This window comes from Paraburkholderia xenovorans (assembly GCF_046030735.1).
GTDB classification, from domain to species: Bacteria; Pseudomonadota; Gammaproteobacteria; order Burkholderiales; family Burkholderiaceae; genus Paraburkholderia; species Paraburkholderia xenovorans_A.
The window spans coordinates 179,451-203,337 of the sequence record NZ_JAQQBV010000014.1; the positions used below are offsets into that span (position 1 = coordinate 179,451).

A 23,887-nucleotide genomic window follows, 5' to 3' on the forward strand; every position below is an offset into this window, starting at 1 on the left:
TTTCACCTCTTCTAATCGGTGCATGGTTCGCGTCGCGCGTCGCGCCGAAACCGTCCGCAACCAAACCGCGCTGATCGCGCCCCAGCAGCCTCCCGCGTGTCATTTTGATAGGGTAACGTATTGGGCACTCTATCTTTTGCCAGGTTACAGGGAGTTTTTGAGGCGCTTATGTACACGGATACAGACGCAACCACGGACGAACAGGTCGCGGTAATCGCGGATCGGCTGGCCGCAGACGGCCAGAAAGTTACCCCTTTGACGATCGGTGCGCAGATGCCTGGGGCGTCGGTGGTAGCCATTGCGGCGTCCCTGCAACGCTGGCGCGACGCGCGACACCCCGTTGCACAGCACGTGCAGGTTCACGCCGGCTTGCCGCCGGAGCTGACCGAAACCATGATGAGCACCGCTGACCGGCTGTGGACGGCGGCTCAAGGTGAAGCGGAAAAGGCGTTCAGTCAGCACCTTGATAGCGTGAATCAGCAGCTAGAAGCGGCCCGCGCCGAGCGGGACGAGGCGCTTGACGAATATCAGAAGACCGCGCAAGCGGCCGAGGCCGGCCGCGAACAGCACATTGCGCTGACGAATTCGCTGAGTGCCGCCGAGGAGGCGTCCGCGCGCCTTTCAACTGAACTCGCCGCCGCCACCGGCCGCGCTGAAGCCGCCGAGGCGCTCGTGCTGGAGCGCGAGCAACGGGCGTTGGCGGAAGCGGCCGATCTGGAGCACACCCGCGCGGCACTCGATAGCGAGCGCAACGCGCGCGAGGAGCTGGTGACCGCTGTCGCGAACCAGAACGACGAAATTGCGCGGATGACGCGAGAGCTCGATGACGCGCGTCGCGAGATCTCGGCGTTGAGCTTCGATTGCCAGGAGAAGTCGGCGGAGGCCGATAAGGCCGCGCAGGAGGCTCGCGACGCAGTGGCGCGCGCCGAAGCCGCCACTGCGCAAGCGGGCGAGACGCTCGCGGGTCTGCAGGCCGAACGGGACGACGCGCACGCCGCGCTTGCCGCGGAGCGTCAGACGAGCGCCGCGCGGACCGAGGCAACCGCGATCCAGTTCGACGAATTACAGCGCGTCTCGCGAGAACTCGCGCAGGCGCGCGAGCAGATCGCCGCGTCGGCGGAGGCGAAGGCCGCTGCGCTTGGCGAACTGGCTCAGGCGGCGCAGGAGGTGTCCGCTGCAAAGGAGCGCGCTGAAGCAGCCGAACAGCAGTCGACGCAGTTGGCGCAGCGGCTTGAAGCGATCGAGCAGGCGAAGGCGACTGAAATCGAGCGATGGTCGCAGGATGCCGGCGCGGCTTCGTCGCGAGCGGAGGCTGCCGCGGTGCAGGCGAGCGAGAGCCTTGCGCGGGTGGCCGCTTTGGAGGCTGAGCTCGAGCAGGCGCGCGAGCAGAATCGCGCTGCGGATGACGCGAAGGCGGCCGCGAGCAGTGAGTTGACGCAGCTTTCGCATGCTGCGTCTGCCGCAAAGGAGCGCGCTGAAGTCGCAGAACAGCAGGCGACGCAGTTGGCGCAGCGTCTTCAGGATGTCGAGCAGGCGAAGGCGGCCGAGGTCGAGCGATGCTCGCAGGAATCCGCTGCGGCCGAGTCGCGTGCGGAAGCTGCGGCGGTGCAGGCGAGCGAGAGCCTGACGCGGGTTGTTGCGTTGGAGGCGGAACTGGAGCACGCGAAGGCGCAGGTTAGTGCGTTGACTGAAGAGAAAGCGACCGCACGCGCTGAACTGGGTCAGGTTGCGCAGGATGCGTCGACGGTTACCGAGCGAGCCGATGCCGCCGAGCAGCGTGCGGCCCAGTTGGAGCAACGTCTCGCGGATGCCGAGAAGGGCCGGGCGGAAGCGGAGCAGCGTGTTGCGCAGGCGGAAAGCGCCCGTGCGGAAGCGATGCAACGCAGCCAGCAACTAGCGCTTCAGGCGGCCAACTCCGACAAGGTTGAAGAACTCGCCGAGTTGCAACGCCAGATCGCGGCTCAGGCCAAAGCGCATGAGAAGGCGTTTGGTGAGCTTCGCACGATTGCTGAGCAGTGGGTCGAGCATGCGAAGGATCTCAAGCAGCGGCTTGGGTCGGCGAATGAGAAGCTGTTGTTTATCGACTCGCGTAGTACGGGTGAAGTGGCGCTTATCCGAAAGCTTTCTTTAGAGCTTGAACGGCTGAAGCCGGATAGCGAGTTGATCTCGCGGGATGCCCAGCAGAAGTTGATCGGCGCGACGATGGCTGAGAGGCTCGCGCAGAAAGGGTATCGATATGATCCGGCTACGGCGGTGATGTCGAAGCTTGAGCGGTGAGTGGGTGGGTTATGTAGAGCGGTTCACGCTTTCCTGCACGACCAATTCGCACTCCGCATTCGGCGTTAGGGCGATGCACGGAGAGTGAGACTCGATTTCGAAATAGGGCAACCGGGGAGCATTGAAAATCTCCACCGGTCTGCCATGCGCGTAATCGGGTTCGGAATTTATCTCCGCACGACGCGTCAGTGTGAAACACCCTTCGGGTAGCGTTTGCGTGACAACGAGTACTTCATGGTCGGGCAGAACACCGATCTTGAACTCGATCGGGTCCACGCAGCGAACCTCGAGCGAATCCGACTCCCTGACCACGTACTTCGAATCTCTGGCGTCGCCCAACGGCCCCTTTTCGACGAAAGGCAGAATGCGCTCGCGCCAATCGGGCGAATCGCCCGACAGTTTCACCCGCACGGTTCCAGGGCGACGAAGCATCAGAACGTCCCAGATTCCGCAGCGAATGTCGGCCGTTCCTTTGTTGGCAAGTACGTGCCGCGTGGTCCAAACGTTATCCGCCGCGTCCAGTGATATGCGCCGACGAATCTGAAGACCGGAATCCGGGCACACGGCGCTTTGCAACTCGACACCCATGCTTCTCTCGTCGCACCATGCGGCGACAAGTGCATACACGCCGCTATCCAGCACTTTATGCGGCGCGCCGTCTGGCCAGTCGGACTCCGGCGACACCCAGGTCTTCCCGCCGCCCCACAACGGGAACGACCACGCTCCGCATAGCCGCTGCCATTGAGCCTCGCTCCCATCCGGGAGCTCGCCAGCGATGTCGTCATTGACGTACGCCAATTCCACGCCGTCGTATTCGATACTCATCAGCCTGCCGCCGACGGCCGGAACTACAGTCAAACGCAGACGCTGCTGCATAAGACATAACGCCGGCCATCCACGGAACGTAGTGGGATGTAAAGAACGCTCGGCTTGCTTCGCAATAACGGAGATGTCGGCGGTCATTTCGATCAGCTTTTTTCAACGGGTTTGCTTCGCATCTGCCCAACCGTCTCAGGCTGTGCGAGTTTGCACATTACGGGCGGCAGTCCACGAGCAATCATTTCGATATCCGTCACCGCCAGTGCGCCGATGTTGCGCAACACCGTATTGAGGGCGCCTGCCTGGTGTGGCGACAGGAGAACATTGTCGACGCTGCGTGCCCGATGGTCAGCGGGCAACGGTTCGACCGGGAAGACGTCGGTGGCAACTCGAATCCGGCCTTCGTCTGCGGCATCCAGCATCGCGTCAAAATCTACTACGCCGGCACGACTGACCAGCACGAACGCTGCGCCGGGCCGCATCATCGCGAATTGCGCCTTCGACAGGAAACCCTGGTTGGCGGACGTCACGCCGGCAACGACGAAGATGATCTGCGATTCGCTCAAGACGTTATCCAAGGTGGCCGGCTCGCAACCAAGCGAACGCAGGTACGCCTCGGGAAGCCACGGGTCGAACGCTCGCACCGTGCCGCGGAACGGCGCGATCAGGGGGAGAATGGCGCGCCCCAGGTCGCCCATGCCGATAAACCCGATGGGTGCATCGTAGAGGGTGAAGGCGTCGCGATTTGCGTCCAGTCCGTAGTGCTCGGCATTTTTCCGGAAAAGTCGGTCCGACCGGCTAATCCCACGCGCCAGATCGATGGCCATCCCGACTGCTGCTTCAGCAACGGGTTCGGCGAACACCGGACTCACATTGAGCACCCGCACACCTTGCCGGAAGGCCTGTGCATAGTCCACGTTGGGTACAAAGTTTCCCTCGACATTGACGATGGCCCGCAGGCGCTTTGCGCGCTCAAGTCGCTCGGTTGGCATAGGAAACTGACCGACGATAATGTCTGCATCGGCGACGTGGGCGTCAAAGATGTCATCGGTGACCGGACTGCCTTCATGGACGATGACCTCGCCCAGTGCCCGCAGGCGGTTCATGTCGTTTTCGCTAAAGATATCCGCGACAGTCCGGGGCTCAGGCGCAATGAAGATACGGACCCGTTGTTCTACGTTGTTCATTTGTATTCCTAATTCCCATAATGTTTTCGGTCACTCAGAACAGGCATCTCATCCCTGTCCTGAATACGGTCAGCGAGTCTTGCGCGTGAAAAGCTTGTCCACCGTGACGGCGGCGATGATCAGTGCGCCCATCACAATCTGCTGATAGTAGGACTCGACGTTCAGCAGGTTGAGGATATTGTTGATCACCCCAATGATCAGGCCGCCGATCACTACGCCTGTGACTTGCCCACGACCGCCAAAGAAACTCGTTCCGCCGATGATGGCCGACGCAATGGCGAACGTCTCGAAGCCAACACCCGCATTGGGTTCAGCAGCGCCGGTCCGTGCCGTGATGACAATGCCCGCGATGCCGGCGCAGGCACCCGATATCACGAAGACAACTAGGGTGTGGAGCTTGACGCTGATCCCCGAATAGAAAGCCGCCTGGGCGTTTCCTCCGAGTGCATAGATATTGCGGCCAAGCTTCGTGAAGCGGGTCATGAAAAAGAGGAAGCCGGCAACAACCGCCGCGATCAGAATGGGCACCGGGATACCCACAATCCGACCCGCAACAATGTTCACGAACGCTCGATCAAAGCCGAAGACCGAGCGGGAATCGGAAATGATGAGTGTGACACCGCGATAGATTGCGGCGGTGCCCAATGTGATGATGAACGGGTGCAATTGGGTGAGGTTCACCAGCGCGCCATTGACCAATCCGAGAACGACACCGGTACCTAACCCGCCCACCAGAATCGCGATCCAGAATGGCATTCCGGCAACCATCAACTTTGCCATGACCATTCCCGACAGTGCCATCGCCGAACCGATGGACAGGTCGATCCCCGCAATGAGAATGGTGAAGAACACCCCGCACGCGAGGAGGACCATCACCGAACTCTGCAGCAGCACCTGCAGCAGATTTTCCCGCGTGAGAAAGTACTCGGGCGATGCCACACTGCATAAAACAAACAGCAAAAAGAGAATGCCTAACGTTCCGTAGGTCTGCCATATCGCCGCGAAATCGCGTCGAATTCTGGGCTCGCCCGTTGAGCTCGTTGTACTTGAGCGCATCATCACCGTCTCCTCGTAATACTTATGAAATCGCAATCTGCATGATGGATTCTTCGGTCGCGTCGGCATTGTCGAGCGTCGCCGCAATGCTTCCGTCGCGGTAGACCGCGATTCTGTCGCAAACCGCGATCAGCTCCGGAAGCTCCGAGGAAACCATCAGAATGGCCTTTCCCGCATCCGCTAGCGCACGCATGATTGCGTAGATTTCGGACTTGGCGCCGATGTCGATGCCGCGCGTGGGTTCGTCGAAGATGAAGACATCGCTGTCCGCAGCCAGCCACTTTGCAATGATTGCCTTTTGCTGATTGCCGCCAGATAACTCAGTAATGTTCTGAATCGTCGAAGCACAGCGAATACTGAGTTTTTCCTTGTACTGGATGCCGAACTGCCGTTGCCGGGTCCTGTCGACCCATCCTAACGAGAGCGCCCGTTTCGAACTGCGCAAAGCAGACGCGACATAGATATTTTCTTCAATATTGAAGTTATGGAAGAACCCGGTTGCCCGGCGGTCTTCGGTGACAAAGGCAAGCCCTTGCTTGACCGCCTTGTAGGGCGAATCGATATCGAGTTCCCGGCCGTTGAGAACCACCTGTCCGACCGCTTTCGAACGGACACCGAAAATGGTTTCCATCAACTCGCTTCGTCCGGAGCCCATCAATCCTGCGAAGCCAAGAATCTCTCCCTGGCGGACGTCGAACGATACGTCACGCACTGACCCATCACGTGACGAAAGCTTCTTGACCGACAGCACGGGATTCGCATGCACGGCAGAACCGCCTGGACGTCCATGCACAATTTCCCGTCCCACCATGAGTGCGACCAGGCGGTCGGTCGGCGTCGTCCTGGCATCGTAAGTTCCGACATAACTTCCATCCTTCAGAATGGAAACCCGATCGCCAATGACGGGAATCTCTTTCAACTTGTGCGATATATAGACGATGCCGACGCCCTGGCTCCGCAGATCGTCGATAACGGCGAACAGGTGGTCGACTTCCGTGTCCGTCAGCGAACTGGTCGGCTCATCCATGATGATGACTTTCGCGTCACTGGCGAGCGCCTTGGCGATTTCGACTTGCTGCTTTTCGGAGATCCCCAGATCGCCCACCAGCGTCCTCGGGTGACGCTTCAGTCCCACTCTTGCGAGCGCATCCGTCGCGCGACGACGCATGTACGCGCGGTCCACCACCGACACCCCGAACTTTCTGACGGTCGGAATCCGGCCAACGAACAGGTTCTCCTCAATACTCAGGTAGTCGATGACACTGAGTTCCTGATAAATCAGCTTGATCCCAAGTTCGGCCGACAAGGTCGGGGTGAGTTTGTCGTACTCCGCCCCTCCTGCCACGATGGAGCCGCTGGTCGGCTCGTAAATGCCGCTCAGGATCTTCATGAGCGTCGATTTTCCTGCCCCGTTCTCGCCGAGAAGAACGTGAACTTCGCCCGGCCTGACGTCGAAGCTCACGTCTTTCAGTGCAACGGTGCCCGGAAAGCGCTTGGTTATGTTTCGTACCGTGACCAGTGACTCGCTCATGGCGTACTCTTTCAAGTGAGGTCGTTCGCTCAGTGAGTGACCAGATGCGATTCGATGGCGATAAATCTGGCGGGTGCTTCCGGGTCGATCTTCGACTTGTCTTTCATTGCATCGAGTAACACGTCGACCGCTTTCGCGCCCATTGCCGCCGAGTCCTGCGCGGCAGTGGCGGTGAGTTCACCGCGCTTGACGGCGTCGATCGCTTCCGGTGCGCCGTCGGTACCCAACACGATTATCTTGTCCTGCTTGTCGGCGTTATGGACAGCCTGCACCGCGCCGAGCGCCATGGTGTCGTTTGCTGCATAGATGGCTTTCAGGTCGGGATTTCGCTGAAGGATGTTCGTGGTGACGTCGAGTGCGCGTGACCGGTCCCAGTCTGCAGGCTGACTCGCAACAATCACGATTTTCGGATTCTTCGCCAGCGCCTGCTTCACGCCGTCGCGGCGCGCATCGCCCGTCAGATTCCCGGCTTTACCTTCCACAATGGCGACCTTTCCGCCTGCGGCGCCGAGGCGTTGCACGATGAAATCGCCGGCCTTATTGCCGAGCGCGCGGTTGTCGGTGGAGATAAAGGCTTGAACTGCGCCGCCGGCGGCTTTCAATTGAGCCTGGTCGACTTTCTCGTCGATGTTCACGACGTAGATGCCTTTCTTCGTCGCGGTCGCTATCGGCTGAATGAGACTCACCGGCGAGATAGGCGCAACGCCTATCGCTTTGTAGTTTTTGTTGACGACGTCTTCGAGCATGCGCTGCTGACCTTGAATGTCGTCCTCGTTATTGCCCGCGAGTACGTCGACGCTCACGCCTTTCGCCTTCGCTTCTTTCAGGATCCCGTCTCGCATCGACACCCAGTATGGGTTGCCAAGCGTCTTCAACACGATGGCGATGTCGGCTGCCTGAGCGGGGGCGGTATAGGCCAGCGATGAAATCGCCACCGCGGCGGTGCCGAGCGTCGTGCGGATCAAGCCGGTCAGTGTCAGTTTCTGCATTTGCTTCGTCTCCATGTGCCGCCTGTGCGGCGTTGTGGTTTAGTTCGTAAAGCTCGTTCTTAGGTAAAAGCGCGAATTGGCGTCCATGCACTCTGTTTCGAAGAGTCCAGGACTGCTTCGACGATGCTTGCAGAGCGCAGGCCGTCGTCAAAAGTGGGCAACCCCGCTCGCAGTTCGCCGCCAATTGCCGCGTAAGTGTCGGCGACGAATGCTTCGAAGCACTGGCTGTAGCCTTGCGCATGGCCGGCGGGAAGCGTCGCCAGACGTCGTTGCTCGGCACTTCCTCGCGAAGGGTCGCGTACGAGTAGACGCGTGTGATCCCGGAGCCCAACCCAGAGGCGCTCAGGTTCTTCCTGATCGAAAACCACGCTCGAATCCGCACCGTCGACTTCGAACCAGAGTCTGTTCTTTCTTCCAGCGGAAACCTGGCTTACGGTGAGATTGGCGAGGACGCCATTGCCGGAACGGAACACGGCGCACGCTACGTCTTCAGTGGTGACCGCCTGAGTTTCCGTGACCGTCGGAGTCGCTTGTGAGAACGTCTTCACGGTGCCGGTCGGTCGCTCGGCGATCGTCGTTTGCAACGCAGCGACTACCGACACGAAGCGCTCGCCCGTGACCCATTCCACCAGGTCGCACCAGTGCGAGCCGATATCGGCGAATGCGCGTGAAGGGCCACCCAGCGCGGAGTGGACACGCCAGTTTGTATCGCCGGCGCCGAGCAGCCAGTCCTGCAGGTAACTGCCATGAATCAGTTGCAGCGCGCCGACGGCTCCGCTGTCGATAAGCGCTTTAGCTTCGCGCACCATCGGGTGGTAGCGGTAGACGAACGGGACGGTAGCCACTTTGCCGGCGCTGGCTGCCGCTGAGGCGAGCCGGCTGGCATCGGCGACCGACGTCGCAAGCGGCTTTTCGCAGACGACGTGCTTGCCTGCATTGAGGGCGTCGAGCGCCAGTTGAAAATGCGTAGCGTTGGGCGTGCAGACATGAACCACATCGACGGACGGATCGGCGAATGCGTCGTCCGCGCTCGCGAAAGCGCGTTCGGCCCCGAGAGCCTCGGCGGCGCGCGCCGCACTGTCGGGCGTGGACGCTGCAATGCCTCGAACGGTCGCGCCCGCCAACCGCGCGGCGCGCGCGTGAATCTGGCCCATCATGCCGGTCCCGATGATTGCCACGCCCAGCTTTTTCATCAACTTGCTCCTTTCATGTCGTGGCCACACAATAAAAGAGCAGGCATTATGGGGAAATTTTGTATTATTTAATTCGATTCACGACATAAAGATTTTTCCTATCGGTTTCGGGATATGAGTTGGCTACATCAAACAACGAATGCCGACAACCCCGTATAAACCATACTGAGCCATGACAGAGCGTGCATCTGCGCCGCCGCCGGCGCGCCTCGCCACCCTTGATCAGGTCGGACGACTCGATCCCTATGAGGCAAACAGCAAGTTGGCGCGCTTGATTGCGTCGTCAGTGGGCGTCAGTCGGGCCGACCTTGCGCGTAGTACCGGGCTCGCGCGTTCGACCGTTTCTCAACTGCTTCAACCTCTGCTCGACGTGGGCCTGGTCCACGAGCAGGCGAACGACACGAGCAGCCGGGGGCGGCCAAGTACGCTGCTCACGCTCAATTCGCGCGCGGGCGTGGTTCTGGTTGCGGACATGGGCGCCACCCATGGCCGGCTGATCGTCTGCAATCTTGGGCAGCAACGATTGGCGGAGCAGATCTTCTCGGTGGATATCGGGCTTGGGCCGGAGCCGGTGCTTGAAAATGTCATCGAGCGTTTCCAGCGACTGCTGCGCGAAGAAAGGCTGACCGAATTTCCGGTTCGCAGCATGGTGGTCGGTCTACCGAGTCCCGTCGACTTCAGCAGGGGGACGTGTGTGCGGCCGCCAATCATGCCCGGTTGGGATGGATTCGCGGTAGGTGACTATCTTCGGCGTCGGCTTGATGTGCCGGTGCTCGTCGATAACGATGTCAATCTCATGGCGTTGGGAGAAGCGCGCTCTCGTCCCGCTTCGGAGTCGCCGCTTCTCTTCGCGAAGGTATCGACCGGGATAGGCTGCGGGATTGTCACCAGCGACGGCATTCTGCATCGCGGCGCCGATGGTTCTGCGGGCGACATCGGGCATATTCGTGTGCCGGGTCGCGACGACATTGTCTGTCGGTGCGGCAATATTGGTTGTGTCGAAGCAGTCGCATCGACGTCGGCGCTCCTCGCTGTACTTCGAGAGCAACCGGGTTCGCAGGTGACCACGGTGGACGACTTCGTGAGTCTTGTCCGTTCAGGCGACCGTCAGGCCGTCAGGTTGGTGCGAGCGGCTGCTACTGAGATCGGCGAAGTCATCGCGATGCTGGTGCATATGTTCAATCCGGCGGCGGTTGTTTTAGGTGGCCGAATGGCACGGGTAAGCGACGATTTGCTGGCTGGCGTGAGAGCCGTTGTGTACAGCCGCGCATTGCCTCTTGCGACACGTGGGCTGGTTATCGAAAGGTCGACATTGCAGGAGTACGCGGGCGCTGTGGGCGGCGCTGTGCTTGGGATCGAATATGCGTTATCTGCTCAGTCGATTGCTTCGATGGTGCAGGAGGCTTAGGCGCTTGTGGTGGAGGTGAGCTGCATGCCGCACGTTGTACGATTCGCCGGTTTCATTTCACATCGCTTCTCTTAAAACAGATTCTGAAATATGAAAAAACTATTCACCTTCGCTGTATCGCTAACACTCTGGATTAGCAGCCTGCTTTTCCAGCATCAGGCATTCGCGGCCAGCTCAACTCCCGAGGCCAGCACCAAAGCGTTCTACTCCTGGTACATCAAACTACAGTCCAACGAAACCTACCCTTTGCTCGATAAAGACATTTACCTCTATGTCACCAGATCGACGGTAGACAAACTTCGAAGCGCCTACCGTCACAACAAGCTCCCCGGCGATAGCGATTACTTCATGAAGGTTCAAGACTACGACGAACAGGACTGGTCTCGCAGCATCGCGACACGCGAACCGATCCTGCTCGGCGACATTGCTGTTGTCCCTGTCACGTTCGGTTCGAAAGACAAAGTCAGCGTGCTAGTGTTTCTGCGCAAACAAGGCGATCGCTGGAAGATCACGAAGGTCGACGACACGCTCGATTACCCATAGCGACAACTGCGGGCGAGAACCGATGTCCGTCCCGCGCCCCCATCCCGGCGTTTTCGTTTAGCATCCCACTTAACAAATCCCGCACCGCGTCATCTCCTATATGCTGTCCCCACCCGCCTCTCTTTAAAACCGCCGCGACATGTCCGACACCCCCATCCCCGCCGCAGTCACCCCTGAACCACAGGCCGTGTCCTCGCAGGTGAAGCGCAGCGCGATCTTCATCGTCGCCACGGTCAATCAGGACGCCGCCAGCCTCGCCACCGTTCGCGCCTGGTGCGGCGACATCGCTGCCCTTGTGCGAGCGGTCGCCAAACGAATCCCCGACGGCGGTCTCTCCTGCGTCTGCGGTTTCGGTTCCGAAGCGTGGGACGCACTGTTCGGCGCGCCGCGCCCCGCAGCGCTGCATCCGTTCCGCGAATTCGGTTCAGGCGAGCGCGTGGCCGTCGCGACTCCCGGCGACATCCTGCTGCATATCCGCGCGGACCAGATGGACCTCTGCTTCGAACTGGCGACTCATCTGATGAGCCGCCTCGGTAACGCGGTGACCACGGTCGACGAAGTGCACGGCTTCCGCTATTTCGATCAGCGCAGCATGGTCGGTTTCGTCGACGGCACGGAGAATCCGACCGGCAACGAGGCCGTCATGTTCACCGTGGTCGGCGACGAAGACCCGGAATTCTGCGGCGGCAGCTACGTGCTCACGCAAAAGTATCTGCATGACATGACGGGCTGGAATGCATTGCCGGTCGAGACGCAGGAGCGCATCATCGGCCGCACGAAAATGACGGATATCGAACTCGACCCGTCAGTGAAGCCGAGTTCGTCGCATAGTTCTCTCACCACGCTCGACGAAAACGGCGCGGAAATCAAAATCCTGCGCGACAACATGCCGTTCGGTCGGCCGGGTGTCGGCGAGTTCGGCACGTATTTCATCGGCTATGCACGCTCGCCGGCGCCGATCGAACAGATGCTGGAAAACATGTTCGTCGGCCGACCGCCGGGCAATTACGACCGGCTGCTCGATTTCAGCCGCGCGGTCACGGGCGGTCTGTTCTTCGTGCCCTCGGAGTCGCTGCTCGAAGCGCTGGCGGAGCGCAGCCCCGAAGCCGTCGCGGCGCCGTCGCCCGTCGGCTCTCCCGAATCTTCAACCATTGCCGAGCCAGCCAGCGATGGTTCGCTGAACATTGGCTCGCTCAAAGGAGTACCTCAGTATGAATAACCTGCATCGCGAGCTCGCTCCCATTTCCGCGGCCGCCTGGTCGGAGATCGAGGAAGAAGTCACGCGCACGTTCAAGCGCTCGGTGGCGGGTCGCCGCGTGGTCGATGTGGAAGGTCCGAAAGGCTTCAGCCTGAGCGCGGTGGGCACGGGTCATCTGTCGACGATCGCCGCACCGCAGCAAGGCGTGAGCGCGCGTCAACGTGAAGTGAAAGCATTGGTCGAATTGCGCGTGCCGTTCGAGTTGACGCGCGAAGCGATCGACGACGTGGAACGCGGCGCGGAAGACTCCGACTGGCAACCGGCAAAAGACGCCGCCCAGCAACTGGCCTACGCCGAAGACCGCGCCATTTTCGACGGCTACAAGGCGGCGGGTATCGTCGGTATTCGCGAAGGATCGTCGAATCCTTCGCTGAGTCTGCCGGCCGACTTCAGCGAATATCCCGCAGTGATCGCAAAGGCGCTGACGCAATTGCGTCTTGCGGGCGTTGACGGTCCGTACACGGTCCTGCTCGGCGCGGATGCGTATACGGCGGTAAGCGAAGCGAGCGACCAGGGCTACCCGGTACTCGGCCATATCAAACGGCTGGTGAATACGGAGATCATCTGGGCACCGGCTATCGACGGCGGCTGCGTGCTGTCAACCCGCGGCGGCGACTTCGATCTGCATATCGGTCAGGATCTGTCGATCGGTTATCTGAGCCACAACGATCAGGTTGTGCGCCTGTATCTGCAGGAGACGTTGACGTTCCTGATGTTGACGAGCGAAGCATCCGTCGCGGTGTTGCCGGAATAACGCCGCTGCGTCATTCGACCACACCGACCAGATTCTCTATGTCTTTCTGAATCCGGACTCGCGCTTCTCGCTCAGCGGCTTCACGTGAACTGGCGACTAATGGGAGCATGAGTCCGGAGCCTTTGAATTCAGCGCCGTATTGCACCCACGCGGCATAAGTACACACGCCGGATTCTTTTTGCAGGACATTTAGCGTGATGTCATAAGTACGACACTCACCATGCGTGCGCGTGTATTGAAAGCGGCTTGATACGAATCGGGTCATTTTGCTTCCTCCGTTCAATGGTCTCAGGGCGAGGCGGTGACACGGAAATGCAATCTCCTCCAATCATTGTTTTTAGCGGCCTGCTGTTTCGGCCATATCCGGCTGTGGTTCAACAACGCGCGACTGCACGCTCTCCGTTAAAGAAGGCAAGCCGCCGAACGGGCTGCGTGGCATCGGCATGCCTTCGACAAAAGCCGTCGCGCAGCGCACCGCGAACTCATACGCACAACTCGCACTGGCGAATTGTCCGAGATTGCCCAGCGACGTAGATTCTCCGTCCTCCTTCAGAATGCAGGCGCGTGCAATAAAGGTATTGCCGGATCGTATGCTCGATGGCTGAATCGCCGCACCACGGTGATAAAGAACCATTGGAACTCCATGACAACGAGCTAGTAAAAGAAAGCTTATTGTAATGTTTAAGTTTGACCTCTGTGTGACTTTTACGTTTCCGTATTCATTACTTAAATGTGATGCAGCAAAAGGGACGGAAAGCTTAGCGAAAATAATCGGTTGCTCTCTCCGCAAGCCTGGACTAAATGTAGAACTTAACGCGTCATGCATAACGAGGCTCATACCTCGAAACGCCAAACGCGAACTACATCGACCAGGAGACGTTCGCCATGGGTATGCGCCCCGATCCCACGTTCCACGCATCGCCGAAACTCGCTATGGATGCCCCCGCGGAGGAGTACGCGTACACGGTTCTTCTCAGCCCTGATTTCTCGCAACCGGACGCGCTCGCTGTGATCGACGTCAAGCCCGGTTCGCCGACCTACAGCCAGGTGGTGCACACGGTGCCGGTGCCGTACAAGGGCGACGAGTTTCATCATTTCGGCTGGAATGCGTGCTCGTCGTCGCTGTCGCCGCTGACAGGGCATGCGTTTCTCGAGCGGCGTTTTCTGATCATCCCCGGAATGCGCTCGTCACGCATTTACATCATCGATACCAGGCCGCATCCGACTCAGGCACGCATTCACAAGATCATCGAACCCGACGAGATTTTCCGTAAGACGGGCTATTCGCGTCCGCATACGGTTCATTGCGGTCCGGAAGGCATTTATGTGAGCACGCTCGGCGGCGCGGGCGAAGACGGCACCGACGGGCCGCCCGGCATCTTCATCATGGATTGCGAAACGTTCGAGGTGCTCGGCCGCTGGGAGATCGAACGCGGCCTGCAGGAGAAGCATTACGACTTCTGGTGGAATCTGCCGCGCGACTATATGGTGTCGAGCGAGTGGGCGCTGCCGCCGCAGTTCGAGAACGGCATCGTTCCTGAAGATCTTCTGTCGAACAAATATGGGCACCGGATTCACTTCTGGGATCTGCGCGGCAGGCGCAACGTGCAGACGCTCGACCTCGGCGCGAATCATCAGATGGCACTCGAAGTGCGGCCCGCGCACGATCCGAGCCGCGAGTATGGGTTCATCGGCGTGGTAGTCGATACGACCAACCTCGAAGGATCGATCTGGACGTGGTGGCGCGAAGGCGGTCAGTTCCACATCGAGAAAACGGTCACCATTCCCGCGGAACCTGCCGCCACCGAATTGCTGCCGCCGTTGCTGCAGGGCTTCGGCGCGGTGCCGCCGCTCGTCACCGACATCGATCTTTCCATCGACGATAAATTCCTCTACGTCGCCTGCTGGGGCACCGGCGAAATGCGTCAATACGACGTGACCGAACCGCGCAAGCCGAAGCTCACGGGGTCGGTTCATATCGGCGGAATTGTGCGGCGCACGCCGCATCCGAATGGCAAGACTTTCGCGGGTGGTCCGCAGATGGTCGAGATCAGCCGCGACGGCAAACGCGTGTATTGGACCAACTCGCTCTATTCGACGTGGGACAACCAGTTTTATCCGGACGGTGTGCCCGCAGCGCAGGTGATGGCTTACGTCGGGCCTGACGGTGGCCTCACGTTGGCCGAAGATTATTGGGTGAGCTTTCCGGATGGGTATCGCGCGCATCAGATCCGTCTCGAAGGCGGCGACTGTTCGACCGATTCGTTCTGTTATCCGTCGGTGGGCGTTTGATCGGTAGTCATTGGTCGTCGTCCGGCCTGTGGCTAGCGGTGCTGGCGAGCGGTCTTTATCACGGCGTCAATCCGGCGATGGGCTGGCCGCTTGCCGTGTCGAACGGGTTGATGCAGCGGCGCACGCGAGCGCTGCTCGGCGCGCTCGTTTATCTCGCGGCGGGGCATGTGCTCGCGATGTTCGTCGTGATGATGCCGTTCGCCGTGCTGGCAATGGTGCTCGCGTGGCAGCGTGAAATTCAGATTGGCGCGGGTGGGCTGGTGATCGGTTTCGGTATCTTTCTGCTGATTCGCAGACGCCATCCGCGTGTCCTCGCGCGGATTCCGCCTACGCGGCTCGCGCTGTGGTCGTTTGCTGTTGCGATCGCACATGGCGCGGGCTTGATGCTGGTACCGATCTATCTCGGACTCTGTCGCTCTTTTGACATGGATCGAGGGCATCAGGCCGCGCAGGCGCTGATCGGCGTGAATCTCGGGATGGCGCTGCTGGTTTCCGCTGTGCATGCGCTCGCGATGATTGCGGCAGGTGGATTGTTGGCGTGGCTGGTTTATCGTTATCTGGGACTCAAGTTCGTATCGCGAAGCTGGTTCAATCTGGATGCGGTTTGGGCGGTGAGTTTGATCGTTGTGGGCGCGCTTTCGCTGGCGATCAATGGTGCGCTGCAAAGCGGTGCCGCGTGAGGGCCGTAGGTTGCAGATATTGCATTCAGCTATCGCGCCGCACCTGAACGAGCCGCATGCCGGCATGCAACCGAAGCAATTCGGCTGGCTTCGGTGCGTTGTGCCGCGAGTTTCTGACGCAAGGTTTTTGCGGCGGACACCATGTTGGTCAACGCGGCTTCGGTCTCAGGCCAGCCGCGCGTCTTCAAACCGCAGTCCGGGTTGACCCACAGACGTTCGGCAGGAATAACCTCGCATGCGCGTTCGAGCAACCGCTGCATCGCGTCGACGCTCGGCACGCGCGCCGAATGCGTGTCGTACACACCGGGTCCGATTCCGTTCGGATACGCGAACTCGCCGAAGCCGTCGAGCAATTCCATCGAAGAGCGCGACGTCTCGATCGTGATCACGTCCGCGTCCAGCGCGGCAATCGACGGCAGAATGTCGTTGAACTCCGAATAGCACATATGCGTGTGGATTTGCGTGGCGTCGGAAACGCCGCCCGCTGCAATTCTGAATGCGCGAGTCGCCCAATCGAGGTACTCGGACCAGTCCGCTTTATGCAGCGGCAGACCTTCACGGAATGCCGGCTCGTCGATCTGGATGATGCGGATGCCCGCTTTTTCCAGATCGACAACTTCGTCGCGAATGACGAGAGCCAGTTGAAGCGCCGTGGTCGCGCGCGGCTGATCGTCGCGTACGAACGACCATTCGAGCATCGTGACCGGGCCGGTCAGCACGCCTTTTATCAGGCGGTCGGTTAAAGACTGCGCATGACCAGCGGCATCGACGATCATCGGCTCGGGTCGATAGATGTCGCCGTAAATGATCGGCGGCTTCACGCATTGCGAGCCGTAGTTCTGCACCCAACCGTTCTCGGTCAGCGCACAGCCCCACAGTTTGTCCGCGAAAAACTCGACCATGTCGTTGCGTTCGACTTCGCCGTGAACCAGAACGTCGAGTCCGAGTTCTTCCTGTTTGCGCACGACGGTCGCCGTTTCTGCGCGCATCCGTTCGAGGTATTCCAGCGCGCGCAATTCGCCGCGTCGATACGCTGCACGTGCTTGCCGGATCGCGGGCGTTTGCGGAAACGAACCGATGGTCGTGGTGGGCAGCAGCGGCAGCTTCAGCGAATGACGCTGTACGCGGCTGCGGTCGGCGAAGGGGCTCTTGCGGCAGGCCATTGCATCCGTGATTGCGGCGACGCGTCGTTGCACCAGCACGTTGAAGACGCCGCTCGACGCGCGACGCGTATCGAGCGCCGAATCAGCGGCCGCGAGCGCGGGCTCGGCCGCTGCGGGATCGCGCAAGGCGAGTGCAATCGTGCTGATCTCATCGAGCTTTTCGGTGGCGAATGCGAGCCACGACTTGAGTTCCGCGTCGAGTCTTTTCTCGGAGGCGAGCGTGACCGGCACATGCACCAGCGAACAGGACGGCGCAACCCACAGCCGCTCGCCGCGTTCCGCATGGAGACTTTCCAGCGAGCTCACGATTTCGCCGAGATCGGCACGCCAGATATTGCGTCCATCGATCACGCCGACCGACAGCACCTTATCCGCGCCGAGTGCGGAGCGCCACGCTTCCAGTTGTTGCGGCGCCTTGACGAGGTCGATATGCACGCCGTGAACCGGCAGTTTGGCGACGGCCGGCGCGTGAGCGGCGGCGGTGTCGAAATAGGTGGCGAGCAGTACTTTTACGCCCGCATCGCCGAGCACGTTATAGACGGCGGAGAACGCTTCGATCCAGTCGTCTTCGAGATCGACGCACAGCGCAGGCTCGTCCAGTTGCACCCATTCGATGCCGCGTTTTTTCAGCGTGTCGAGCATGCGCAGATAACGGATAACCAGTTTCGGCAGCAACGACAGACGGTCGAAACCCGCCACGCGGCTTTTCGAAAGCCACAGATAAGTGATAGGACCGATCAACACAGGCTTGACCGCGAAATCGAGTGCAAGCGCTTCGTCGATTTCGTCGAAGAACCAGTCGACGCCGCCGTTGAATGTGGTTTCCGAATCCAGTTCCGGCACGAGATAGTGATAGTTCGTGTCGAACCATTTGGTCATTTCCATCGCCGGTTGTGCTTTATTGCCGCGCGCCAGTTCGTGATACTGGGCAAGCGAAAGGTTCGACGGATCGAAGCCGAAACGCGACGGCAACGCGCCGAGCAGCGCACTCAGATTCAACATTGGGTCGTACCACGCGAAATCTCCGACCGTGACGAAATCCAGTTTCGCGTCGCGCTGCAATTGCCAATGACGCGCGCGCAATTCCTTGCCGACGCCGCGTAAATACGCATCGTCGGACTCGCCGCGCCAGAACGATTCTTGTGCGAACTTGAGTTCACGATGCGCGCCGATGCGCGGAAAACCGGAGATGTGAGTGCGGGCCATGCGGAATCCTTGAGTGAATATCGCGCAGTGTGCAAGGCACGCTATGATTCATCAAGCGACATGTTTTCATCATCGTATGAACCGCATTCATATGGAAACGTTTTACCTTTCTCTGTATCCTTCTGCCCTTTACGAGGGGCGTCATGCTTGAACTGCGTCATCTGCGCTCGTTGATTGCGATCTCCGAGTCCGACAAACTGGTGGCTGCCGCCGAGCGCGTCAATCTGAGCCAATCTGCGCTGTCGCATCAGATTCGCGATATGGAGGCGCATTACGGCGTGTCGCTGTTCGAGCGTACGCGGCAGGGCTTGCGCTTTACCGCTGCCGGCGAACGGCTGCTCGCGCTCGCGCGGGAAACCGTCGCCGCTGTCGCGACAGCCGAGCGCGATCTGGTGCGGTTGAAAGGGGACGTGCGCGGCGAATTGCGTATCGTGCTGGAATGCCATACGTGTTTCGACTGGCTGATGCCGGTGATGGATGAATTCCGGCGTCGTTGGCCCGAGGTCGAAGTCGATCTGGTGGCCGGCTTTCACGCCGATCCGATGAAGCTGCTGAACGAAGGCAAAGCCGATGTCGTGATCGGCTCGAAGCCCAAGGCCAAACGTAATCTGCACGTTGCGCCGTTGTTCCGCTTCGAGATTCAGGTGGTGATCGCGAATGAGCATCGATTGCGCAATAAGCGGCGCGTCGGTCCTGAGGATCTGCAAGGCGAAACGCTGATTACTTATCCGGTTCCCGAAGCGCGCATCGACCTGATCCGCGAAGTCCTGGAGCCGGCCGGCATCAAACTCGAACGGCGAACCGCCGAGCTGACCATCGCGATCATGCAACTGGTGGCGAGCCGCCGCGGCATTGCGGCGCTACCGAACTGGGGCGTGAAGAATTACGTCGATCACGATTACGTGCTCGCAAAACGGGTGGGCGCCGGCGGTCTTTGGAGCGAGCTCTATGCAGTCGCACCGAAAGGTATCGCGGGACGGCCTTATTTCGACGATTTCGTGAAGATCGTGCGGGATATCTGCGCGGCTCAATTGGATAGCATTGAACTGATTGCAGGGAATGCGTGAGTGGCGATCAGCAAGGAGAACATCTGATGAAAAAAATCCTGATTATCGGCATTGGCGCAGGCGACCCGGACTATCTGACGGTTCAGGCGATCAACGCGCTCAACCAGGTCGATGTGTTCTTCGTGATGGATAAAGGCGTCGCGAAAGAAAAGTTGATTGCGCTGCGCAAGCACATCATCGAGCGGTTCGTCACTGATGACGGTTATCGGATCGTCGAGGCGACCAGCCCCGAACGGCGGCGCGATGACGTGGAGTACAAAGCGGCAGTCGATGAACTGAACCGTGACAAGCAGGCTATCTTCGAACGCATGATTGCGGACGAGTTAAACGACGCGGAAGTCGGTGCGTTTCTCGTGTGGGGCGATCCTTCGTTATACGACAGCACGATCCGCATTCTGGAGGCGATTTCTCACGGAGGACAACACGATTTCGACTATGAGGTCATCCCTGGGATCAGCAGCGTTCAGGCGTTGGCGGCGCGGCATAGAGTGCCGCTCAATCTGATCGGCCGCTCTGTCGAGATCACGAATGGACGCGGAATTGCCGGAGGGTTTCCGGAGAACATCGATAGTGTCGTTGTCATGCTCGATACCCATGACACGTACCGCTTATTGGCTGATGAAGACCTCGACATCTATTGGGGCGCTTATGTCGGCACGCCTGATGAGCTTCTGATTTCAGGCAGGCTACCAGATGTGATGGACGAAATCGCACGCGTCCGGGCCGACGCGCGCCGCACTCACGGCTGGATCATGGACACATATCTGCTGCGTAGGCGCAACGGCGTATGACGCGATGCCGTGCGCTTTTGCAAGCGGCACGGCATCGGGGCAACATTCGGCGCGAACGCGTTCAGATTGAAGCGCGCAGCGTTTTAGCAGCCGCCACCATGTTCGTCAGCGCCGGAATGACTTCTTCCCACTGACGCGTCTTCAACCCGCAGTCCGGATTCACCCACAGACGCTGCGCCGGAATACGCTCAGCCGCTTTCTTCATCAGTTGCACGATGTGCTCCTGTGTCGGAATGTTCGGCGAGTGGATGTCGTACACGCCCGGTCCGATTTCGTTCGGGTAGTTGAAGTTGTCGAATGCGTCGAGCAACTCCATGTCCGAGCGCGAGGTTTCGATCGTGATCACGTCGGCGTCCATATCGGCGATCGACGCGATGATGTCGTTGAACTCCGAATAGCACATATGCGTGTGGATCTGCGTTTCGTCTTCCACACCGTTTGCCGTGATGCGGAACGATTGCACGGCCCAGTCGAGGTATTCCTGCCATTGCGATTTGCGCAGCGGCAGGCCTTCACGCAATGCGGCTTCGTCGATCTGGATCACGCGCACGCCGGCCTTTTCCAGGTCGAGTACTTCTTCGCGGATCGCCAGTGCGAGCTGATAGCACGACACCGAACGCGGCTGATCGTCACGCACGAACGACCAGTTCAGAATCGTGACCGGACCGGTCAACATGCCCTTCATCGGCTTGCTGGTGAGCGATTGCGCGTACTTGATCCACTCGACGGTCATCGCCTTCGGACGGCTGATGTCGCCGAACAGGATAGGCGGCTTCACGCAACGCGAGCCATACGACTGCACCCAGCCGAACTGGCTGAATGCGTAACCGTCGAGTTGTTCGCCGAAGTACTCGACCATGTCGTTGCGCTCGGCTTCGCCATGCACCAGCACGTCCAGACCGAGGGCTTCCTGCTCGCGCACGCTGCGTTCGATCTCGGCGCGCATGGCGGCCTTGTAGCCGGCTTCGTCCAGTGCGCCGCTTTTGAACTGGCTGCGCGCGTGGCGGATGTCGCCGGTTTGCGGGAATGAACCGATAGTTGTGGTCGGATATGCCGGTAGGTTCAGCAACGCGGCTTGTCTGTCGGCGCGGGACGTGTACGCGTTCTTGCGCTGACCGAGAGCCGGGCTGATCTTTGCGAGTGCGGCCTTGACCGCCGGGTTGTTCACGCGCGGCGATGCGCGGCGTGCTGCGATCGCCGCGCTGTTGGCGGCGAGTTCGGCTTTGACGGCGTCGCGGCCCGAGTTCAGCGCGGTTGCCAGCACCTTCAGTTCGTCGATCTTTTGCAGCGCGAATGCGAGCCACGAACGGACTTCCGCGTCCAGCTTCTGCTCGCTGTCGAGGTCCACCGGCACATGCAGAAGCGAGCACGACGGTGCGATCCAGAGGCGTTCGCCAAGCTTCCTCGCGACCGGCTCAAGCCAGTCGAGCACGCTTGCGAGATCGGTCTTCCAGATGTTGCGGCCGTTGATCACGCCCAGCGACAACACGCGATCCTGCGGCAATTGCGCGATCACCGCTTCGACTTCGGCGCGTGCATTGACCGCGTCCAGATGCAGGCCTTGCACCGGCAGCTTGCACGCGAGCGGGAGGTTGTCGAGCAATTGGCCGAAGTAGGTCGCCAGCAACAGCTTGACCTTGCTCGTGGCAAGCGCGTTGTAGGCGGTTTCATAGGCCTGTTGCCATTCGGCGGACAGTTCGGTGACGAGGATCGGTTCGTCGATCTGAACCCATTCGACGCCTTGTGCCGCCAGCGTCGCCAGTAACGCTGCATAGACCGGCAGAAGGCGGGGCAGCAGGGCGAGCTTGTCGGAGTTGTCCTTGGCCTTGCCGAGCGCCAGATAGGTCAGCGGGCCGACGATCACCGGCTTTGCCTTCACGCCTTGTGCTTTGGCTTCGGCGAGTTGTTCCAGCAGACGCGACGGATCGAGCTTGAACTCGGTGCTCGCGCTGAATTCAGGGACGATGTAGTGATAGTTCGTATCGAACCACTTGGTCATCTCGCCGGCCGCGACGCCGCCGCAGCATGCGCCGTGGTCTTCGGCACCCTTGGCCGAGCGGCCGCGGGCGACGCGGAAGGAATTGTCGAGCGTATCGCCGTGGAAGCCCTGCACGCGTTCCGGCAGGTTGCCCAGCGTGAAGCTCATGTCCAGCACCTGGTCGTAGAACGCGAAATCGCCGACGGCCGCGAAGCCGAGGTCGGCTTGGTGTGACCAGTGACGCTGACGCAATTGCGCGCCCAGTGCTTTCAGTTCGCCGAGCGAGGACTCGCCCTTCCAGTAGGACTCGAGCGCGAACTTCAGTTCGCGTTTCGCGCCGATGCGGGGGAAGCCGAGGTTGTGTGTTGTGGCCATCGTGTCGTCTTGGTTCGGTCAGTTACGGATGGCTGGATCGTATAGAACGCTTCCTATGAAGTAAAATGGTGATAATTCAACGAATCATTAGTTTTGTTCATGTGTTATTGGGGCGTCGCTCATGCTTGAGAGAACACATCTGGCGATCGTGCAGGCGGTGGACACGCACGGCTCGCTGACCGCTGCGGCGGAAATTTTGTGCGTGACGCAGTCCGCACTCAGTCACACGATGAAGAAACTGGAGCAGCAGCTAGGTACGGATATCTGGTTGCGCGAAGGACGGAGTTTGCGGTTGACGCAGGCTGGGGAATATCTGCTGGCGGTCGCGAATCGGTTGTTGCCGCAGCTCGCGTTTGCTGAGGAACGGTTGAGTCAGTATGCGCAGGGCGAGCGTGGGTCGTTGCGGATCGGGATGGAGTGCCATCCTTGTTATCAGTGGTTGCTCAAGGTCGTGTCGCCGTATCTCGCGCGCTGGCCCGATGTCGATGTCGACGTTAAGCAGAAGTTTCAGTTTGGTGGGATCGGTGCTTTGTTTGGGTTCGAGATCGATTTGCTGGTGACGCCTGATCCGCTTTATAAGCCGGGGTTGCGGTTCGAGCCTGTGTTCGATTATGAGCAGGTGCTGGTGGTGAATCGTGAGCATCCGCTTGCTGATGCAGAGTATGTGAAGCCGGCGCAATTGACGCAGGAGGTGTTGATTACTTATCCGGTGGAAATCGATCGGCTCGATATTTATAACCAGTTTCTAATGCCTGCGGGGATCACGCCGCGCCGGCATAAGGCGATTGAAACCACAGACATCATGTTGCAGATGGTGGCGAGTGGGAGAGGTGTTTCGGCTTTGCCTCGGTGGTTGGTGGAGGAGTACGCCGATACGATGAATGTGGTGCCGGTGCGGTTGGGGAAGAAGGGGATCGCCAAGCAGATTTTTTTGGGTGCACGCGAGCCTGATACTGAGGTTGATTATTTGAAGGCGTTTGTTGAGCTGGCTCGGGGGTTGGACGGGTGAAAGTGTGGCGGCTGTGCTCTGCCGCCACGTTGGCCGCTACCGATGCTTAGTGGTGTACGGGAATCGGCTCCTGGGGCGCGTCTGCTTCTGCGGTGGTTGAGGTTGCTGCGGCTGTTCCGGCTTTGGGCATTTCTGTCGCGATCTGTGATGCTTCCGCGAGAAGACGCGCGGCGCGGTTTGCCGTGATGCGGCTTTGAGGGATGCCTTTTGCGTCGAGTGCGATCACCTGATAGAGCTCGGCGTCGCATTCGAGCTCCCGCTGATATTGCTCCGCTGTGTCGACGAGCAATTCGAGCATGGTTTGCTGGCGT

At 59.9% G+C, this 23,887-nt stretch carries 20 protein-coding genes and 1 pseudogene; 10 read left to right on the forward strand and 11 right to left on the reverse strand.

Annotated features, from left to right (window positions below):
• Positions 1–168 precede the first annotated feature (168 nt).
• On the forward strand, positions 169–2,277 hold the full coding sequence (locus PQQ51_RS16280; RefSeq protein ID WP_408497816.1) for a DNA-binding protein: 2,109 nt from the start codon (positions 169–171) through the stop codon (positions 2,275–2,277).
• A 9-nt stretch (positions 2,278–2,286) separates the two neighbouring features.
• Here PQQ51_RS16280 and PQQ51_RS16285 read toward each other — a convergent pair whose 3' ends face one another.
• From PQQ51_RS16285 to PQQ51_RS16310, 6 genes are all read right to left on the reverse strand, one after another.
• Positions 2,287–3,240, reverse strand: coding sequence for a hypothetical protein (locus tag PQQ51_RS16285; protein ID WP_408497817.1), 954 nt, complete (start codon positions 3,238–3,240; stop codon positions 2,287–2,289).
• A 5-nt stretch (positions 3,241–3,245) separates the two neighbouring features.
• Entirely contained in the window at positions 3,246–4,283 is a 1,038-nt protein-coding gene (locus PQQ51_RS16290; protein ID WP_408497818.1) for a hydroxyacid dehydrogenase, read from the reverse strand.
• 69 nt (positions 4,284–4,352) lie between these two features.
• Positions 4,353–5,342 carry a D-allose ABC transporter permease gene (gene alsC / locus PQQ51_RS16295; RefSeq protein ID WP_408497819.1) on the reverse strand — a complete coding sequence of 330 codons (990 nt, stop codon included), beginning with the start codon at positions 5,340–5,342 and terminating at the stop codon, positions 4,353–4,355.
• Positions 5,343–5,361: 19 nt separating this feature from the next.
• Entirely contained in the window at positions 5,362–6,870 is a 1,509-nt protein-coding gene (locus PQQ51_RS16300; protein ID WP_408497821.1) for a sugar ABC transporter ATP-binding protein, read from the reverse strand.
• Between the two features lie 29 nt (positions 6,871–6,899).
• Entirely contained in the window at positions 6,900–7,859 is a 960-nt protein-coding gene (gene alsB / locus PQQ51_RS16305; RefSeq protein WP_408497822.1) for a D-allose transporter substrate-binding protein, read from the reverse strand.
• Positions 7,860–7,918: 59 nt separating this feature from the next.
• Complete coding sequence (locus PQQ51_RS16310) at positions 7,919–9,052, reverse strand: Gfo/Idh/MocA family protein (protein ID WP_408497823.1); 1,134 nt, start codon at positions 9,050–9,052, stop codon at positions 7,919–7,921.
• Positions 9,053–9,224: 172 nt separating this feature from the next.
• Between PQQ51_RS16310 and PQQ51_RS16315 the strand changes: the two genes are divergently transcribed.
• From PQQ51_RS16315 to PQQ51_RS16330, 4 genes are all read left to right on the forward strand, one after another.
• A complete protein-coding gene (locus PQQ51_RS16315) occupies positions 9,225–10,460 on the forward strand; it encodes an ROK family transcriptional regulator (RefSeq protein WP_408497824.1) in 1,236 nt (411 codons plus the stop codon).
• Between the two features lie 90 nt (positions 10,461–10,550).
• Complete coding sequence (locus PQQ51_RS16320; RefSeq protein WP_408497826.1) at positions 10,551–11,003, forward strand: DUF3828 domain-containing protein; 453 nt, start codon at positions 10,551–10,553, stop codon at positions 11,001–11,003.
• A 139-nt stretch (positions 11,004–11,142) separates the two neighbouring features.
• Positions 11,143–12,222: a Dyp-type peroxidase gene (locus PQQ51_RS16325; protein ID WP_408497827.1), complete on the forward strand. Its 1,080-nt coding sequence runs from the start codon at positions 11,143–11,145 to the stop codon at positions 12,220–12,222.
• Positions 12,215–13,015 (forward strand): family 1 encapsulin nanocompartment shell protein, encoded by an 801-nt coding sequence (locus PQQ51_RS16330; protein ID WP_408497828.1) that lies wholly within the window; start codon positions 12,215–12,217, stop codon positions 13,013–13,015. The genes PQQ51_RS16325 and PQQ51_RS16330 overlap by 8 nt, the downstream gene beginning before the upstream one ends.
• 10 nt (positions 13,016–13,025) lie before the next feature.
• Here the strand turns inward: PQQ51_RS16330 and PQQ51_RS16335 are convergent, their stop codons facing one another.
• Together PQQ51_RS16335 and PQQ51_RS16340 are read right to left on the reverse strand one after the other, a co-directional pair.
• Positions 13,026–13,280 carry a hypothetical protein gene (locus PQQ51_RS16335; protein WP_408497829.1) on the reverse strand — a complete coding sequence of 85 codons (255 nt, stop codon included), beginning with the start codon at positions 13,278–13,280 and terminating at the stop codon, positions 13,026–13,028.
• Between the two features lie 72 nt (positions 13,281–13,352).
• Complete coding sequence (locus tag PQQ51_RS16340; protein WP_408497830.1) at positions 13,353–13,649, reverse strand: hypothetical protein; 297 nt, start codon at positions 13,647–13,649, stop codon at positions 13,353–13,355.
• Positions 13,650–13,900: 251 nt separating this feature from the next.
• On the opposite strand from PQQ51_RS16340, the gene PQQ51_RS16345 reads away from it, so the two are divergent.
• Positions 13,901–15,307 carry a selenium-binding protein SBP56-related protein gene (locus PQQ51_RS16345; protein WP_408497831.1) on the forward strand — a complete coding sequence of 469 codons (1,407 nt, stop codon included), beginning with the start codon at positions 13,901–13,903 and terminating at the stop codon, positions 15,305–15,307.
• Complete coding sequence (locus PQQ51_RS16350; protein WP_408497832.1) at positions 15,304–15,987, forward strand: hypothetical protein; 684 nt, start codon at positions 15,304–15,306, stop codon at positions 15,985–15,987. Before PQQ51_RS16345 ends, PQQ51_RS16350 begins: the two co-directional genes overlap by 4 nt.
• Positions 15,988–16,016: 29 nt before the next feature.
• On the opposite strand, the gene metE (PQQ51_RS16355) is transcribed toward PQQ51_RS16350, so the two are convergent.
• Complete coding sequence (gene metE, locus PQQ51_RS16355) at positions 16,017–18,356, reverse strand: 5-methyltetrahydropteroyltriglutamate--homocysteine S-methyltransferase (protein ID WP_408497833.1); 2,340 nt, start codon at positions 18,354–18,356, stop codon at positions 16,017–16,019.
• Between the two features lie 143 nt (positions 18,357–18,499).
• On the opposite strand from metE (PQQ51_RS16355), the gene PQQ51_RS16360 reads away from it, so the two are divergent.
• Positions 18,500–19,423, forward strand: a complete 924-nt coding sequence (locus tag PQQ51_RS16360) for a LysR family transcriptional regulator (RefSeq protein WP_408497835.1) — start codon at positions 18,500–18,502, stop codon at positions 19,421–19,423.
• Between the two features lie 26 nt (positions 19,424–19,449).
• A complete protein-coding gene (gene cobF, locus PQQ51_RS16365; protein ID WP_408497837.1) occupies positions 19,450–20,214 on the forward strand; it encodes a precorrin-6A synthase (deacetylating) in 765 nt (254 codons plus the stop codon).
• 61 nt (positions 20,215–20,275) lie between these two features.
• Here cobF and metE (PQQ51_RS16370) read toward each other — a convergent pair whose 3' ends face one another.
• The gene (metE, locus tag PQQ51_RS16370; protein WP_408497838.1) at positions 20,276–22,567 is read right to left on the reverse strand and encodes a 5-methyltetrahydropteroyltriglutamate--homocysteine S-methyltransferase; all 2,292 of its coding nucleotides are present in this window, start codon (positions 22,565–22,567) and stop codon (positions 20,276–20,278) included.
• Between the two features lie 121 nt (positions 22,568–22,688).
• On the opposite strand from metE (PQQ51_RS16370), the gene PQQ51_RS16375 reads away from it, so the two are divergent.
• Positions 22,689–23,576: a LysR family transcriptional regulator gene (locus PQQ51_RS16375; RefSeq protein ID WP_408497839.1), complete on the forward strand. Its 888-nt coding sequence runs from the start codon at positions 22,689–22,691 to the stop codon at positions 23,574–23,576.
• Positions 23,577–23,622: 46 nt separating this feature from the next.
• Here the strand turns inward: PQQ51_RS16375 and PQQ51_RS16380 are convergent.
• Positions 23,623–23,887: pseudogene (locus PQQ51_RS16380) on the reverse strand (hypothetical protein); the annotation flags it as partial.

Excerpts from the sequence above, each read along its gene's own strand:
- PQQ51_RS16280 (WP_408497816.1), top strand. The coding sequence starts at position 169 with ATGTACACGGATACAGACGCAACCACGGACGAACAGGTCGCGGTAATC.
- PQQ51_RS16285 (WP_408497817.1), bottom strand. The coding sequence starts at position 3,240 with ATGACCGCCGACATCTCCGTTATTGCGAAGCAAGCCGAGCGTTCTTTA.
- PQQ51_RS16290 (WP_408497818.1), bottom strand. The coding sequence starts at position 4,283 with ATGAACAACGTAGAACAACGGGTCCGTATCTTCATTGCGCCTGAGCCC.
- alsC (WP_408497819.1), bottom strand. The coding sequence starts at position 5,342 with ATGATGCGCTCAAGTACAACGAGCTCAACGGGCGAGCCCAGAATTCGA.
- PQQ51_RS16300 (WP_408497821.1), bottom strand. The coding sequence starts at position 6,870 with ATGAGCGAGTCACTGGTCACGGTACGAAACATAACCAAGCGCTTTCCG.
- alsB (WP_408497822.1), bottom strand. The coding sequence starts at position 7,859 with ATGCAGAAACTGACACTGACCGGCTTGATCCGCACGACGCTCGGCACC.
- PQQ51_RS16310 (WP_408497823.1), bottom strand. The coding sequence starts at position 9,052 with ATGAAAAAGCTGGGCGTGGCAATCATCGGGACCGGCATGATGGGCCAG.
- PQQ51_RS16315 (WP_408497824.1), top strand. The coding sequence starts at position 9,225 with ATGACAGAGCGTGCATCTGCGCCGCCGCCGGCGCGCCTCGCCACCCTT.
- PQQ51_RS16320 (WP_408497826.1), top strand. The coding sequence starts at position 10,551 with ATGAAAAAACTATTCACCTTCGCTGTATCGCTAACACTCTGGATTAGC.
- PQQ51_RS16325 (WP_408497827.1), top strand. The coding sequence starts at position 11,143 with ATGTCCGACACCCCCATCCCCGCCGCAGTCACCCCTGAACCACAGGCC.
- PQQ51_RS16330 (WP_408497828.1), top strand. The coding sequence starts at position 12,215 with ATGAATAACCTGCATCGCGAGCTCGCTCCCATTTCCGCGGCCGCCTGG.
- PQQ51_RS16335 (WP_408497829.1), bottom strand. The coding sequence starts at position 13,280 with ATGACCCGATTCGTATCAAGCCGCTTTCAATACACGCGCACGCATGGT.
- PQQ51_RS16340 (WP_408497830.1), bottom strand. The coding sequence starts at position 13,649 with ATGGTTCTTTATCACCGTGGTGCGGCGATTCAGCCATCGAGCATACGA.
- PQQ51_RS16345 (WP_408497831.1), top strand. The coding sequence starts at position 13,901 with ATGGGTATGCGCCCCGATCCCACGTTCCACGCATCGCCGAAACTCGCT.
- metE (WP_408497833.1), bottom strand. The coding sequence starts at position 18,356 with ATGGCCCGCACTCACATCTCCGGTTTTCCGCGCATCGGCGCGCATCGT.
- PQQ51_RS16360 (WP_408497835.1), top strand. The coding sequence starts at position 18,500 with ATGCTTGAACTGCGTCATCTGCGCTCGTTGATTGCGATCTCCGAGTCC.
- cobF (WP_408497837.1), top strand. The coding sequence starts at position 19,450 with ATGAAAAAAATCCTGATTATCGGCATTGGCGCAGGCGACCCGGACTAT.
- metE (WP_408497838.1), bottom strand. The coding sequence starts at position 22,567 with ATGGCCACAACACACAACCTCGGCTTCCCCCGCATCGGCGCGAAACGC.
- PQQ51_RS16375 (WP_408497839.1), top strand. The coding sequence starts at position 22,689 with ATGCTTGAGAGAACACATCTGGCGATCGTGCAGGCGGTGGACACGCAC.